Annotated in this window: 12 protein-coding genes; 8 read left to right on the top strand and 4 right to left on the bottom strand. The window is 43.8% G+C overall.

Translation table 11 applies throughout. The annotated features are described in order from the left end of the window. Positions 1-2: 2 nt before the first annotated feature. A complete protein-coding gene (locus LDO37_RS10065; protein ID WP_126609476.1) occupies positions 3-2,027 on the top strand; it encodes an insulinase family protein in 2,025 nt (674 codons plus the stop codon). A gap of 48 nt (positions 2,028-2,075) precedes the next feature. On the opposite strand, the gene LDO37_RS10060 is transcribed toward LDO37_RS10065, so the two are convergent. Continuing rightward, positions 2,076-2,744: a response regulator gene (locus LDO37_RS10060; RefSeq protein WP_126609475.1), complete on the bottom strand. Its 669-nt coding sequence runs from the start codon at positions 2,742-2,744 to the stop codon at positions 2,076-2,078. Positions 2,745-3,043: 299 nt separating this feature from the next. On the opposite strand from LDO37_RS10060, the gene nosP reads away from it, so the two are divergent. Then, positions 3,044-4,252 (top strand): nitric oxide-sensing protein NosP, encoded by a 1,209-nt coding sequence (gene nosP / locus LDO37_RS10055; protein ID WP_126609474.1) that lies wholly within the window; start codon positions 3,044-3,046, stop codon positions 4,250-4,252. Continuing rightward, a complete protein-coding gene (locus LDO37_RS10050; protein ID WP_126609473.1) occupies positions 4,253-6,166 on the top strand; it encodes a hybrid sensor histidine kinase/response regulator in 1,914 nt (637 codons plus the stop codon). It abuts the gene before it with no gap. Positions 6,167-6,222: 56 nt separating this feature from the next. Here the strand turns inward: LDO37_RS10050 and LDO37_RS10045 are convergent, their stop codons facing one another. Continuing rightward, a complete protein-coding gene (locus LDO37_RS10045; RefSeq protein WP_126609472.1) occupies positions 6,223-7,011 on the bottom strand; it encodes an ABC transporter permease in 789 nt (262 codons plus the stop codon). Between the two features lie 489 nt (positions 7,012-7,500). Here LDO37_RS10045 and torE point away from each other — a divergent pair, with 489 nt between their 5' ends. The 4 genes from torE to LDO37_RS10025 all read left to right on the top strand — a co-directional run bounded on the left by torE (position 7,501) and on the right by LDO37_RS10025 (position 12,689). Further along, entirely contained in the window at positions 7,501-7,677 is a 177-nt protein-coding gene (gene torE, locus LDO37_RS10040) for a trimethylamine N-oxide reductase system protein TorE (RefSeq protein ID WP_126609471.1), read from the top strand. Positions 7,678-7,721: 44 nt separating this feature from the next. Beyond that, positions 7,722-8,906: a pentaheme c-type cytochrome TorC gene (gene torC / locus LDO37_RS10035; RefSeq protein WP_126609470.1), complete on the top strand. Its 1,185-nt coding sequence runs from the start codon at positions 7,722-7,724 to the stop codon at positions 8,904-8,906. A gap of 21 nt (positions 8,907-8,927) precedes the next feature. Next, on the top strand, positions 8,928-11,390 hold the full coding sequence (torA, locus tag LDO37_RS10030) for a trimethylamine-N-oxide reductase TorA (RefSeq protein ID WP_126609469.1): 2,463 nt from the start codon (positions 8,928-8,930) through the stop codon (positions 11,388-11,390). Positions 11,391-11,732: 342 nt separating this feature from the next. After that, positions 11,733-12,689 (top strand): lipase family protein, encoded by a 957-nt coding sequence (locus tag LDO37_RS10025; RefSeq protein ID WP_224056020.1) that lies wholly within the window; start codon positions 11,733-11,735, stop codon positions 12,687-12,689. A 129-nt stretch (positions 12,690-12,818) separates the two neighbouring features. Here LDO37_RS10025 and LDO37_RS10020 read toward each other — a convergent pair whose 3' ends face one another. Next, entirely contained in the window at positions 12,819-13,001 is a 183-nt protein-coding gene (locus LDO37_RS10020) for a DUF1315 family protein (RefSeq protein ID WP_126607286.1), read from the bottom strand. A gap of 3 nt (positions 13,002-13,004) precedes the next feature. Continuing rightward, positions 13,005-14,207 (bottom strand): quinone-dependent dihydroorotate dehydrogenase, encoded by a 1,203-nt coding sequence (locus LDO37_RS10015; protein ID WP_126607287.1) that lies wholly within the window; start codon positions 14,205-14,207, stop codon positions 13,005-13,007. Positions 14,208-14,577: 370 nt separating this feature from the next. Between LDO37_RS10015 and LDO37_RS10010 the strand changes: the two genes are divergently transcribed. Then, positions 14,578-15,483, top strand: a complete 906-nt coding sequence (locus LDO37_RS10010; protein ID WP_126607288.1) for a manganese-dependent inorganic pyrophosphatase — start codon at positions 14,578-14,580, stop codon at positions 15,481-15,483. The last annotated feature ends 214 nt before the right edge of the window (positions 15,484-15,697 follow it).

The raw sequence follows: 15,697 nt of genomic DNA, 5'->3' as shown, positions 1-15,697 counted from the left end.
TTATGAGTGATTTAGGTGTTCCGCCATTTAAGCAAACTCAAGAAAAGGTCACGCCCAAAGGAGACGTCTGGTTTTGTTGGGAGCATCCTTCGGGCTTGAGGCATTGGCACTGCCCAAACCTATATCGAAGTGACCCGGAGCCGCAGTTTTCTGCCTCTGTTATGGTCAAAACGCCTTCGTATGATGACAGCGGTGTTACCCATGCTGTAGAGCATATGGTTTTACGCGGGTGCTACAAACACCCTGATTCCCGCCGCTTTTGGCAACTGCGTTCGAGCTTGGAATTGGAAGAGTTTAATGCAACAACTCGCCGAGGTAATACACGATTTCACTTGTCTGGCAACCACAAAGACAATGCCTTTTTAGGGTTGGATTACTTTGTTCAATCCACGCTTTGCCCACTTTTAAATGAACAGGAATGGCAAGCCGAGATTCGTGAAGGTACTTATATTCAAAGGGGAGAGCTAAGTGCCTTGTATCAGGAGCTACAGGCGTATGAAAACAATGAACAATTCCAACAGGCATGTCGAGTCGTCAAGGAATTCAATTATCCCCTGTATTCGGGGAGTGCAAAATGCATATCTAGTTTGTCGTTACCGGAAATACGCCAATATTATTGGTATCACTACCGCCCAGAATACTTCTGTGTTGTAACGGCAGGGGACTGGAATCTGACTCACATTTGGCAAAGCATTATTACCGCACTGGTGTACCGAAAAAAGCATGAACCTGAAAAGCTACCGTTAACCACTCGTTGGATAAAGAGCGCTCAAACCGATGAGTGTGACTGTACGTTGACGTTGAAAATGTCGGACAAAAAAGCGGTCCAGATCTACAAAATGCTTAGTGAAGGGCATATTCAATCGACCTTACACACGCTCGGCTACCAATTGCAGCCTCTGACGACCCTACTTGATCCAAAGCCAACCATAAGGATGAAAAGTGTAAAAGGAGAATTTGACGAACTGATTGCACGTTATCTCAGCATGTTGGCTTGCCAGTGGACTCAAAGCCAAGAGGCACAAAATATGTGGTTTCGGTACTGTATGGAGCAGCGCCGAGACACAGTGAAAAAGTGGGGAGAGAGCCTGACGGCGCTTTACCTTTCTAACCAGCCTTTAAGTCATGAAATGCATACGCCCAAAAGCCAAACGGAACCAATAGGGGACTGGTTGCCAGAGCCAGTTCACCATCAAACGGTGACAATTTTCGCTCGGCTACCTAAAGCCGATACAAATTTATGCACTGCGTATCAAACATGGATTCGTGAGCTCATCCATTACGTGACTCAGCATTTTAAATCGACACGACATTCTGTGGCTTTTCATGAACAAACCATCCATGGGATTCACAGCGACATTCACGGCTTGTTTATTCATTTATCTTGTTCTGCACTTATCTTTTGGCAGCATTTTGATGATCACTTTCGCCAACATGAGCCCCCGGGCTTTATGCTTAACTTACTAAAGTCTGAACAGGTGATCTTTATGCCTGATCATATGCCCCATAGCGATGCCGATCGCTCACATCATGAACCGATTGTCTGTATTGAGCAAAATCACGACAGCGTTAGAATGAAGTTTCGGTTGCCCAGAACCGTGTCGCTTTTTCACCAGTGCGCCGCGGTCCAATGGTTAATGCAGCGAAAGCCTGTAATAGATATGCGACTCAGTGGGCAGCTGTACAGTATCAGCAGCTCAATAAAACCGGAGTTGAATGCATTGGAAATTTGCAGTCATTTCGATAAAAATCCTCACCACACACGCAGGGTATTGTGTGAAGAAATTCAAGCGTTTAGGCTTAAGTCTCTTTCTCCTTCTGAATTACAGGGTGTTTTCCAAGGCGCGCGTGGCCTAATGGCATCGCAATTGAGTAAGTCTCAACCCGAGTTCTACAAAACAGCCTATCGGTTGCTGGGTATATCACTGGAAATACCAGATGCAATGGGTTCGTCGGATCTCGCATTCACATTTGCTATGTGGAAAACTGCACTCGCTCCATACCTAAAGGCGAAACAGGAAAAATAGCCCATTTCGTTTTTATATATTTTGTTGTGCTTATCGCATGGATACCGCTTAACGCCTTAAGTAGCGATCAAAGTCGATATTGGTAACACCAACTACGGCTTGAATTCGGTTATGAACTCCAAGCTTTTTCAATATCGCAGAGACATGCGATTTCACCGTGGTTTCAGAGATATTAAGGTCGTAAGCGATTTGTTTATTCGCGCTGCCTTGAGACATGGATTTCAATACCAGCAACTGCCGACGAGTTAAGGTGCTTAACATATCAGCGGAAAAGGTGGGTTCTTTGTTTCGTTGCCCAGAAAATTTGGTATCGTCCGTTGCTCGAATGATGTTGGCTGGCAAATACACATTCCCGTTAATTATTTGAGAAAATGCGTTCGTCATTTCTTCGCGAGAAGAGGATTTAGAAATAAAGCCAATTGCGCCATACGCGATGGTTTGAAGAATGGTTTGCTTATTCGTTTCGGCCGATATGATGGCGACAGGCACAGAAGGTGCTTGATTTCTAAGCTCAAGTAGCCCGTTAAGTCCCCCCATGCCGGGCATGTTTAGGTCCAGTAGGATTAGGTCGGTATCAGAATGCTCATTTACGTATTCCAACGTTGTGGCAACATCTTCCGTTTGATGGATGGAGCAGTCTAAAAATCGTCCTCTAATGACGGAGACCAAGGCGTCTCGAAACAGCGGATGATCATCGGCAATCAAGAATTTGTACATGCGAATCCCTCTTCCTTAAGGTTTTCTTATCATTCTTCGTACCTACTGACGTTATGTTTAATTTTCATTGGGTTACGGATACCTAAGTAAATAACCCTATTTTTAGTAGTTCCTTTTAGTGTAATCAGCTCAATTTATAATGCTTGTTCTAATAATGAGACATCGACTATATGAGGAGAAGATGAACGACAAATATCCTCCTTAAGTAGGATTAACGTTGCCTCAGACCAAGCTAGACTGAATGTATACATGTTTCTTTTATCAAAGATAGATCCAAAGATACCGACTAAGGAAGAGGGATGTTTTCTGCCAGTCCAATACCAGACCAAGCTGCCGTGGTGACGGCTGAATCCTATCAGCTTGAAGCCGTTAAAGCGGTAAGAGAGCTTGCTGCACGTTTGAACACCCCAAACATTGGGTTTGTTTTATTCTTCTGCTCCGCTGCCTACGATTTAAAAGAACTTGAATCAGAAATGGATCGCGCATTTACCCATTGCAAAGTGATGGGGTGCACTTCGGCGGGGGAAATTACCAGCAGCGGTTATGCGAAAAGCAGCATCAGTGCGATTGGCTTTACCCAAAGCGCGTTTACGGTATCTGGCATGGTAATACCGCTAGAAAATTTTGAGTTAAGTGTTGCGCAGCAGTGCGTCGAAACCCTCTTTGATAATTGCCGAAGCCACCTAAAAGCACCCATAAAGCACAGTAGTTTTGTGCTTACGTTAATAGATGGGTTGTCGCCACAAGAAGAAAACTTCCTTGTCACTTTAGATACGGCTCTGGGTCGAATTCCGCATTTTGGAGGGTCGGCCGGAGACGATGAAAACTTGGCAAATACTCATGTGTATTTTGACGGTAAATTCTATGCCGATTCCGCCATTGTGGTGATGTTCAACACTACCTGCCCATTTGAAGTCTTCACGACGCACCACATTCAAAGCTTAGGAAGTAAATTAGTGGTGACGAAAGCCGACAGTGAATGCCGTCGGGTCTATGAATTCAACGCTGAGCCTGCTGCTCAGGTGTATGCGAGAGAAGTGGGGATCTTACTCAACGATCTCAGACCAGAAATATACGCTCTGCATCCATTAGCGGTGAAAGTGGGCGGGGAGTTTTATATTCGGTCTATTCAGAAAGTAAATGATGATCTGAGTTTGGATTTTTACTGCGCGGTTGATGACGGCATTGTCGTTACTGCGATGAAACCGGGCGACATTTACGCCAATGCGAAGCAAAAGCTCAGCGAAGTATCTGAAAGAGTTGGAGAGTTAGAAATCATTATCGGGTGCGATTGTTTTCTACGGCGCAAGGAAATAGAGCAAACTAACGGGTTAGAAACCATCAAAAGCATCTTCAGCGACTTCCGCATGGTTGGGTTTAATACCTATGGAGAGCAGCTCGGTGGCGTGCATATGAACCAGACGCTAACAGGCGTCGCAATAGGTCGTCAGCCCAATGTTTATCCGCTCTCTTCTGATATGACGGTAGTGCGTGAAAAGGTGGGCTAAATGTCGGATGAAGCGTTGAAACGCCAACTTGAAGAGGCGTTATTAGAAAATGAACGCCAAAAAAAGATCATCGATTCTTTGGTTCGTCGTGTAGAGCAAGACAACAGCCATCGCGTTGACCCATACGCTGCTTTTCAGCATTCCGTTGTATTGGCTGATCAGGTTCGTGAAAAAACAGAAGAGCTTAACAACACCCTTCATGAACTGGAAAGCATCAACCGAGCGCTTTCGCTTGCCAACCAAAAAGTCGAGCGCGCCCAACAGCGATTTGTTGATGCAATCGAATCCATTTCAGATGGGTTTGCTTTGTATGATAAAGACAGACATTTAGTGCACTCCAATAGCCGATTTCAACAATATTGGCTTGATCATGATATCTCCCTCGATATGTCGAGCATCACGCTAGCGGAAGTAAAGAGGCTCGCGCATAGCAGAGGACTTATTGTAAAAGAATTGCCGTATTCTGACTTGCATGGTGGAAGAGTTTTTCAGCAACGAGACAATCGCTGGGTGCAAGTGAGTGAGCGCCGAACGGCTGATGGTGGGTTAGTGATGCTGTACACCGATATTACTCTTCTCAAAGAAGCAGAATCGGCAAGGTATGAGGCCGCCATTAGTGAAAAGTTACGCCAGTCTTATCAAACACTAGAAAAACGCGTGCAGCTTAGAACCGCTCAGCTGGAAGATCTGAACAACCAATTAAGTAAAGAAGTCACTGAGCGACGGGAGATTCAAGGCAGGCTGCTAGAGGCGAAACAAGAAGCCGAACTGGCAAACCTATCAAAAACGAAATTCCTCGCGGCCATCAGCCACGATTTATTGCAGCCATTGAATGCTGCGCAGCTATTTTTAGGATCGTTACGCGCGCAAAGGCTAGGACCGCCCGCCCGTAGGCTGGTGGATTCATTGGATCACTCCCTTTCTGATGTCGAATCGCTTATCACTATGTTGGTTGATATTTCAAAGTTGGATGCAGGAACCATTCGTGCAGACAAGCAACCTTTCGCTCTAAACGAATTACTAGACAACATCGCCAATGAGTTCCATCAAATAGCGTTTGAGTCTGAAACAGAAGTGAGGTACGTCCCCAGTAAAGTTGTGATTTACAGTGATTCCGTATTGCTCGCGAGAATCATCAGGAATCTAATGACCAATGCACTAAGGTATACCGAATCGGGCAAAGTTTTATTGGGTTGCCGCCGCACTGAAAGTGGCGTGAGAATTGATGTGTTGGATACAGGAGACGGCATACCTAAAGACAAACAAAAAGAGGTATTCCAAGAATTCAAACGCCTAAGCCCTAGAAAAGCAGAAAACAGAACCCAGCTTGGGCTTGGGTTAGCCATTGTTGATAAGATTTCAGGGGTGTTAGGACACCATATTTCATTGGAGTCCGAACTTCACAAAGGATCGCGATTTTCGGTTTTAGTGCCTTATGGCACGGTGAAAACAACCGCCATGCCAGTTTTGAAGCCAAAAGAGTTAGATGCAAGCGCTGCTTTACAAGGCTGTCGAATTTGGGTTGTGGATAACGATAATAATATCTGCATGGCAATGAAGGAATTACTTAGCCAATGGGGATGTGACGTGGTAACGTCAGAGTCTTTGGCGGCATTACAGGTGCAATGTGATGTTTCATCGGATTCGGTTGAACTGCTGATTGTGGATTACCATTTAGATGAAGGTAAAACAGGTTTGGAAGTTGCGGAACATGTTCACCTTAATCGTCCTCATTCAGTGCCAACCATTGTGCTAAGTGCAAATCGAAGCGAAACACTCAAGCAACAGGTAAGAGAAAGTGGCTATCTGTTGGTCAATAAGCCCATTTCTCCTGTTCGGCTAAAAACCACCATCATTAGCCAGCTACATTCGAATTCTCAGCCCTCGTTCCAATCGCAAGTTATTCAAGGCTAAAACTCGTTTGTACCCAAATAACCTCAGATTCATTCAATCCAATCTAATGCATCGCTTTATCTTTTTGTAGAAACCAAAACCCGCCCTTCTTTTGAAAGAACGCTACGTAACCCCAATTTGGTTGAAAGAGACAAAGATATGGTCATCATGACAAATATCGCAATCATAATGATCAACTGATATTTAATTGCGACCAAGGGGGATGTTCCACCTAAAATTTGCCCTGTCATCATACCGGGTAGGGTAACTAAACCGATGGTTGCCATAGAGGCGAGAATAGGTGACCACGCTTTTTGCATCGCAGTACGAACGAAAGGTAAAGAAGCATAGGTCGGAGAGGCACCCAATGAAAGCGCGGCATGGTATTCACCCTCTCGTTCTTTAAAGGCACTGAACAAGTTTTGAAGCATGATGATATTGGCATTCATACTGTTACCAATGAGCATTCCACAAAGCGGGATAACATATTGAGAACTGTATACTGGTGTGGGTTGAACAATCACAACACAAAGCACAATGATGATGGGTGAAAGACCAATCAACAACCCTGACAGCACTGGTAAAAAGAGAGGTTTTAACGGGAGTTTGGCTTTATCGATGATCGCACTTGTCCCTATGCTTGCCATGATCAACACCCAAAAGATATTCAATAATAGGCTATTGAGTTCAAAAACAAATTCTAAATAAGCTCCCACCAAAATTAGCTGAAGACACATTCTCGACACGCTGATCAATGTGTCTTTTGCTAGTCCAAGCTGAAAGTGACGATTAATGTAGAGTGGGATACATAGCGTGAGAGAAAAAAGAAGTAGAAAAGCCCAGCCAATATCAATTGATTCCTGCATAGAAACCTCGATTGTTTTCCCCCTATCTTATACTTAAATCCCCACATCTTGTTAGGCCAACTGATCCTAGTTTTTAGCGATAGTGAATAGCTTGAGGTAGGCATGTTATTTCGCTTCAAATTCTCACAAATGAAGCGATTGCATTTAACAAATATTCTACATTTATTTCTGAATAGGTTAGGAAATAAAGCGGCTTTTCTCAGTTTCTTGAACGCTAATAAAGAGTGTTTGGTAACAAAGAATCATCAAATTATACATATATGCAACAATATTAAATTGTCATATCTGTTCATTAATTTACACATAAAATGTTAATTGAACACATATCTGTATGAGCTCAAAAAAGTGTCGAATAGCTTGCTATATAAGGAATCAAACCATTGAATCATAAGATTCGATCGTTCTAGAATTTCTCATTATAAGTTGTAGGTGTACTGGGTCGCTGGGCTTAGTGCAGATGAAATTATCAATACTATAAGCAGGCAATGTATGAGTAATGTTAATAAAGTGGAACCGAAAGACGTTCGCTCATTTGAGTGGAAATCTTTTCTCCTAATTACCGTCGTTCTCTTTCCCGTATTAAGCGTCATGTTTGTTGGTGGATACGGTTTTATCGTGTGGATGCTGCAGGTCTTTTTCTTAGGTCCTCCAGGCGTACACGGTTAAACCCTTCTCCATTTTTTGAGCGAATTTTTTAAAGAGAACAGATCATGAAATCGTTTATCGTAAAAATCTGGCACACGATGACTCGCCCGGCCGTTCACATCAGCTTGGGTGTGCTAACAATGGGCGGGTTTATTGCTGGTGTAATCTTTTGGGGTGGCTTTAACACCGCATTGGAAGCGACGAATACAGAAGAGTTCTGCGTCAGCTGTCACACCATGCGTGACAATGTGTATCAGGAACTGCAAGAAACCATCCACTGGCAAAACCGTTCAGGTGTTCGCGCAACTTGTCCTGACTGTCACGTTCCGCATGAATGGACGGCAAAAATTGCCCGTAAAATGCAGGCTTCCAAAGAAGTGTTTGCGCAGATCTTTGGCGACTTAGGCACGCCTGAAAAATTTGAAGAACGCCGCATTGAGCTGGCGAAGCACGAATGGGATCGTTTCTCTGCGAACAAGTCACTGGAATGTAAAAACTGCCACAACTACGATTCAATGGACTTCGAGAAAATGAAACCAGCTGCACGTATTCAAATGAAAAATGCGGCAGAGAGAGACCAAAGCTGTATCGATTGTCACAAAGGCATCGCTCACAACTTGCCTAAAAATATGGACAGCTCAGGTGGCATGATTAGTGAATTGGAACAACTGGCTTCTAACACTGATTACTCCACAGGTAATAGCGTAACAAGTGTCCGTCACTTGCCTATGTATGAAGATGCTGGAATGACCAAGGAAGCGGGCTTATTGAACCCAGCATCGACAGTAAAAGTGGTTGATGATAAAGGCGATGCGGTACTGGTGGAAATTTCGGGTTGGCGTAAAGCGAAAGGCTTTGGGCGTGTTATTCAGGAAGACTTTGGCTTGAATATCGCTATTGGTTCTCTTCTTAAAGAGACCGCAGTTAATGAAGATCTAGTGAAAACATTTGAAACCAAAGAAGACGAGCTGACGGGTCTTCCATGGCAACGTGTAGAAACGAAACTGTGGATGAAAAAAACCGCCATGCTGGGTGACGTAACACCAATCTGGGACAAAGCAAAAGAAGCTTATCAAACTAACTGTTCAGTGTGTCACACACAGCCAGACGAAGCGCACTTCACGGCAAACGGCTGGCCGGGCATGTTTAATGGAATGCTTGCATTCGTAAACTTTGATAAAGACAGCGAAGCCCTAGTATTGAAATACCTACAGAAACACTCTTCAGATTTTGCTGAAGGTCACCACTAAGCGTCAGACGGAGTACAAGAAATGGCAATTACACGAAGAAGTTTTCTTAAAGGTGTAGCGACAACGAGCGCAGCGTCTGTCATTGGCCCTAGCTTATTGGCATCGGCTTCAGCAAATGCAGCGGAAACAACGGGAACGTGGAAAGTATCCGGTTCTCACTGGGGCGCATTTCGCGCACACATCTACGGCGGTAAGGTTCAAGAAATCAAACCGCTGGAGATGGACTCGCACCCAACGGATATGATCAACGGCATTAAAGGTATTATTTACAGCCCATCTCGTGTCCGTTATCCGATGGTTCGTCTCGATTGGCTCAAGAAGCACAAATACAGCGCGGATACACGCGGTAACAATCGTTTTATCCGTGTAACTTGGGATGAAGCTCTGGATCTTTTCTATCGTGAGCTTGAGCGTGTGCAGAAAGACTATGGTCCATGGGCACTTCACGCAGGTCAGACAGGCTGGCGTCAAACAGGTCAATTCCACAGCTGTACCAGTCACATGCAACGCGCGGTGGGCATGCACGGTAACTTCATTACCAAAGTAGGGGATTACTCTACGGGGGCGGGTCAAACCATCATGCCTTACGTATTGGGATCGACCGAAGTATATGCTCAAGGCACGTCTTGGTCTGAAATCTTAGAGCACAGTGACAACATTATTCTGTGGGCGAACGATCCAGTGAAAAACCTTCAGGTTGGCTGGAACTGTGAAACACACGAATCGTTCCCATACCTTGAACAGCTAAAAGAAAAAGTCGCCAAAGGTGAGATCAACGTTCTGTCTGTTGATCCTGTGAAGAACAAGACACAGCGTTACTTGCAAAATGATCACATGTACATCAACCCGATGACTGATGTGGCGTTTATGCTGGCCGTCGCGCACGTGCTTTACAAAGAAGATTTGTACGATAAAGAGTTCATTAAAACTTACTGCTTAGGTTTTGACCCATTCATTCAATATGTTCTTGGAGAAACCAAAGACAAAGTTGAAAAAACACCAGAATGGGCGGCAGAAATTTGTGGCGTAGAAGCGGATAAGATTCGCGAGTTTGCTCGCATGCTGGTTAGCGGTCGCACACAGATTCTATTTGGCTGGTGTATTCAGCGCCAAGAACATGGTGAACAGCCTTACTGGGCTGGAGCTGTTGTTGCTGCTATGGTTGGACAAATTGGTCTGCCAGGCGGCGGGGTTTCTTATGGTCACCATTACTCTGGTATCGGGGTGCCTTCTACTGGCTTTGCTGCTCCGGGTGGCTTCCCGCGTAACCTTGACCAAGGCATGAAGCCGAAATGGGATAACAAAGATTACAACGGATACAGCCGCACCATTCCGGTTGCCCGTTGGATAGACTGTTTGCTCGAGCCAGGCAAAGAGATTCGTTACAACGGATCCAAAGTAAAACTGCCTGATTACAAAATGATGGTGATCTCTGGGAACAACCCTTGGCACCACCATCAGGATCGCAACCGTATGAAGAAAGCGTTCCGTAAACTTCAAACCGTTGTCACCATCGAGTTTGCGTGGACAGCAACGTGTCGTTTCTCCGATATCGTACTGCCAGCTTGTACGCAATGGGAACGTAACGACATCGACGTGTACGGTTCGTATTCTGGTCGCGGTTTAGTGGCGATGCAGAAGCTGGTGGATCCGTTGTTCCAGTCGCGTACTGACTTCGATATCTTTACAGAGCTAACTCGTCGTTTTGGTCGCCATAAAGAATACACACGTGGTATGGATGAGATGGAGTGGGTACGCTCGCTTTATGAAGACTGCCGCAATGCAAACAAAGGTAAGTTCGACATGCCTGAGTTTGATGAATTCTGGGAGAAAGGCGTTCTGGACTTTGGTACAGGTAAACCTTGGGTGCGCCACGCTGATTTCCGTAAAGACCCAGAAATCAATGCATTGGGGACACCATCAGGATTCATTGAAATTTCAAGCCGCACCATTGGCCGAATGGGTTACGAACATTGCCAAGATCACCCAATGTGGTTTGAGAAAACAGAACGCTCTCATGGCGGACCGGGATCAGACAAGCATCCGTACTGGCTGCAATCTTGCCACCCAGATAAGCGTTTACACTCTCAAATGTGTGAATCCGAAGAGTTTCGTTCAACGTATGCGGTACAAGGTCGTGAGCCAGTTTACATCAACCCTGTTGATGCTAAAGCGAAAGGCATTAAAGATGGTGATTTGGTACGTGTATTCAACGACCGTGGTCAGTTAATGGCTGGGGCGGTGGTAACGGACAGCTATCCACAAGGCGTTATTCGTATTGAAGAGGGGGCATGGTATGGGCCGCTGAATGAAAAAGAAGGCGCGATCTGTACTTATGGTGATCCAAATACCTTAACTCAGGACATTCCAACATCGGAATTGGCTCAAGCAACCTCCGCTAATACGTGTATTGTGGATTTTGAGAAGTTCTCAGGAAACGTACCACCTGTTACATCCTTTGGCGGACCTATTGAGGTGATGTAGCTTTAAGCTAAATCTAATTGTTGTCTTAATTTTGAGAAAGTCAGCCATTTATGGTTGGCTTTTTTTTAGACTAAAGTCTTAAAAATGCTCAAAAAACATTCGAATTCTCTAATTTACTATGCATCTTGTTGATCTTTATTTGTGTGATAGTGATGCGTAAAGTCACGGGTTTAGAAAGAAGGAATGAGCTTAAAAGTAAACACTTTTAATTAACACTTTGTTAACAATCTGAATTATAAGTTGAAAGTTAACAATAGACTAAAGTAACAAGGTTCATTTTCTTTCAAGGGGGTATAAAAGTCTGGCACTGGATTTGAAAACCAATAGAAGTAAGGGAATACTATGTCTTTAAAGAAAACGTTAGTTTTATCTGCTGTACTGAGTTGCTCATATTCCGCACATGCTACCGTTTCACCGAGTGATCTAAAAAGCCTAGAGGATTTTTACAATAACGTTGTTAGCCCTAATATGGCTTACACACAAAGCGATTCTGGCACTATCCATTCACCAAACAATCCCCCATCTGAAACAAAAGCGCGAGAAGCGCTGGAACTGTTGGAGTTTGCGGAGCAAGTTTACAGCCAATCTGGGACACCTAGTGGTTGGGCAAGGGTAAAAGATGTGTCTCGCAAATCTGGTTTCAATGCAAGTGTGTTTACAAAAGGGAATAATGTTGTCTTAGCCTATCGAGGAAGTGAATTAGGGACTTCAGACTGGGTGACTGACGGAATGCTGTCCAACGATGAAGTGCCCAAGCAGTTTCTTCAAGCGATCAATTTGGCTGAAAAAGTTAAGCGCGATTATCCAAATCACACCATTCGATACACGGGGCACAGCTTAGGCGGTGGGCTAAGTACAGTGGCCGCATTAGTAACGGGAAGATCTACGGTGGCTTTCGATGCTACGGGAATTAATGATGCCCTCAAATCGCACATCACGGAGAAGCTTGGCAGTGAGTTTGTGCTAACCCTGCATGCTGCGGCTATAGACAACTACAATTTCGTTGGTGAGTTTGTTTCAGATGGCGACTGGCAGCAAGATGCGGATGTGATAGGCATAAATGCCAAGCAATATGGTGATATCTATTATTTGAGTGACGCACATTTTACGCCTTTTCCAAAATTTATTTGGGATACACCTTTAACGCGTCATTTTATATCCCCAATTCGTGAAGAACTAAATTACATCATTAACCCATATTTCATTGATTGGACTTTGGATGAGTGGGACATTTTGTGGTTTAAAGTGACTTACTTAATCAATTCTCTACCAAGCCTATTCCAAGATATTGGCAACTAGTTATTTATTGGCAACTAATTATTTATTGGTAACCAATTATTCATTAGCAACTAACTATTAGTAATAGTCGCTAACAAACAAAAGGTTCGGCATTGCTGCCGAACCTTGAAGTCTTTCATTAGGATCTGATTACTGCAGTGCAACGGGATGTTGGGTTTCACGAACCAGAATAGCTCGTTGGCATGCTTCACGTTGCTTTTCTGTCATTAGCATTCCATTACGCCAATAGCCTTTTCTTAAGGCACGTTTAAATTCAGAATAAAGTTCGTCAGGTAGACCGTGTACAATAAGATTAAAGCTATTGCCGTTCATGTTTTATGCTGCCTTGTCTTCCTGATTCTGCAATTCAGTTGGTTTCAAAGCTGGCAGTGGGTTTCTTGAACCAACGGCCTCTTCAATCGAATTAAAACCATCCTGCTTAAGAAGCTGTACTAACCCGCGGTTTATCTCGTTGATATTTTGCGGTCCATCGAAAATCATTGTTGTGATCATATGCAGTAAATTGGCACCAGAAGTGATCTTCTCGTAAGCGTCTTTTGCACTGAATACACCACCAACACCAATTATGGTGATCTCACCACGAGTACGGCGGTAAACATGACGAATAACGTTAGTAGAGATACGTTGAAGTGGCAAGCCACTCATTGCACCTTTGCCTTTTGGAAGTTTACCTTGTGCTGATGGGTACTCTTCAGGTATGTGCTCTTCATTTCCTTCAGGTTTAGCAAGGTTGGTTAGAACCACGCCATCCATTTTGTGTTCCACACACGCGTCGACGATGATGTTAATTTCTTCCAATGTCATATCGGCGGCTAACTTAACGTAAATTGGACGGTCGGTGAGAGGGCGGATTTCATCATTAACGGCATTGAGCAATGCGTCTAGATTACCTTTGTCGACAAACGGTTCACCATCTTGCGTGTTCGGACAGCTGATATTGATGGTGAAGTAGTCACCAATATCCTTAAACGCATGCATTGTTTTTAGGTAATCCTGAATAGAATCTTCTAAAACAAATTCTGGTGTGATGTTTGATTTGGCTGCATTGATGCCCACTCTTAGTGAGCCAAAGTCAACGTTAGCTAATCGCTTCGCGATTTTTTCAGCGCCTTGGTTATTTAAACCATACCAAACGACAATGGCTTTAGATTTCACCATGCGGAAAAGTCTTCTGCCAGGGTTGCCGGGGCAAACTTCACCAGTAAATGATCCCAGCTCTGCGAGCCCAAATCCTAATGAAGGGTAAATCTTTGTTAGCTCACCGTCTTTATCGAAACCTGCGGACAGACCGACAGGGTTACGGTAAGTAACACCATCTACCTTTGTATTCAGTGCCTGATTTTCGTAGTTGAAGAGTAAGCTAGTTAGCCCGCGAGTAAGGGCATTTGAACCCAATGCAACGCCAATTTTTTTCAAAACAGAGTGGGCTTGTTCTGGTTCCATAAGAAATATTAGTGGGCGAACGATGCGATAGAACACTCTCAGAACGAGGTTTCTCACGCCGATTAGGAAGCTCATGACTTTCTATCCTTGTTATTGGTTGACTTTTTATGTCCCTTCAATTGAAACAGGTTCGCTGCGAAAACCATCAGATTTCGCAACAACCCCAAAACATAGAGGGTACTTTCTTTTGTAACCAAGTTGCCTTGGTATGTTACTAACTCTAATTAAATGATAATGCGAATGCAAATGATTATCATTTATAAATATATCAAATATACGCAACTAATAGCGACGAAACTGTACTTTTAACTCGGATCAGGAATGACTTTTTTTTGAAATCAGGTAAAGTAACGACTTTTGAAAAAGCTACCGTCACAGGCACCAAGATTCTTGTATGGTTTTTTGTGTGATTGTCGGCAAAATTTAAAAGTAATTAGGAAGCAAAATGATTCTAGTAGTTGGTCATAAAAACCCAGACACAGACAGCATCTGTAGTGCTATCGTTACCGCTGAGCTATTGAAAGCACGTGGACTTGAAGCAAAAGGCATTCGCCAAGGCGAAATTAACCGTGAAACTCAGCACGTTCTAGAAGTTGCTGGCGCAGATCAACCTGAGCTACGTACTTCAGTAGCAGGTGAAAACATTTGGTTGGTTGACTACACAGACTTAGCTCAAGCTCCTGATGATATTGGTGAAGCTGAAATTCTAGGTATTGTCGATCACCACCGTCTTGGTGATGTGATGACAGTAAATCCTCTAGAAGCTTGGATTTGGCCTGTAGGTTGTACTTGTACAATTCTATTCGCGCTATTCAAGATGGAAGAGACTGAAATCACCAAGCCATTAGCCATCATGATGATGTCTGCAATTTTGTCTGATACGGTTGGATTTGCTTCTCCTACTTGCACACAAAAAGACAAAGATGCGGTCTACGCGCTGGCTGAAATTGCTGGTGTAGATGATGTAGATACATTCATCAAAGATCTTCTGATTGCAAAAACAAACATCGAAGGTTTGTCTGCGGCAGAACTTGTAGAGAAAGACTTAAAGGCTTACCCATTTAACGGTCGCGATGTGGTCGTTGGTCAGGTTGAGCTTGCAACTCTAGAGCAAGTAGATGGCATGATTGAAGGTCTAGAAGCAGATCTAGAGCGTCGCTGTTCTGAAGAAGGTCTAGCATTCGCTGCTGTTATGTTAACTGACATCACGACTTCTCAAACTCGTCTTCTGTACAAAGGTGAGTGGGCAGAGAAGTTAGTTAAGCATGAAAAAGACGGTATTTTAATGATGGAAAACACATTAAGCCGTAAAAAACAAGGCTGGCCTTGGCTTCAAGGTGAGCTTGCTTAACTCTTTATTTATTAAAGTGTTATTAGAAGCCAGAGCATTTGCTCTGGCTTTTTTTATGTCCTTTTTTAAGTGCAAACTATGACATATGTATTAAATCTATAATTATTTCGATATTTCCTGCTCCATCTACTGGCGAGTTACCTATCACCTGCTACTTTTTTATGTGTCAGTACACATAAAAATATAAATCATTGTATACCTGAGAATTCTTCTT

Source organism: Vibrio penaeicida (genome assembly GCF_019977755.1).
Taxonomy (GTDB): domain Bacteria; phylum Pseudomonadota; class Gammaproteobacteria; order Enterobacterales; family Vibrionaceae; genus Vibrio; species Vibrio penaeicida.
This window is presented reverse-complemented; position numbering and strand designations above follow the sequence as displayed.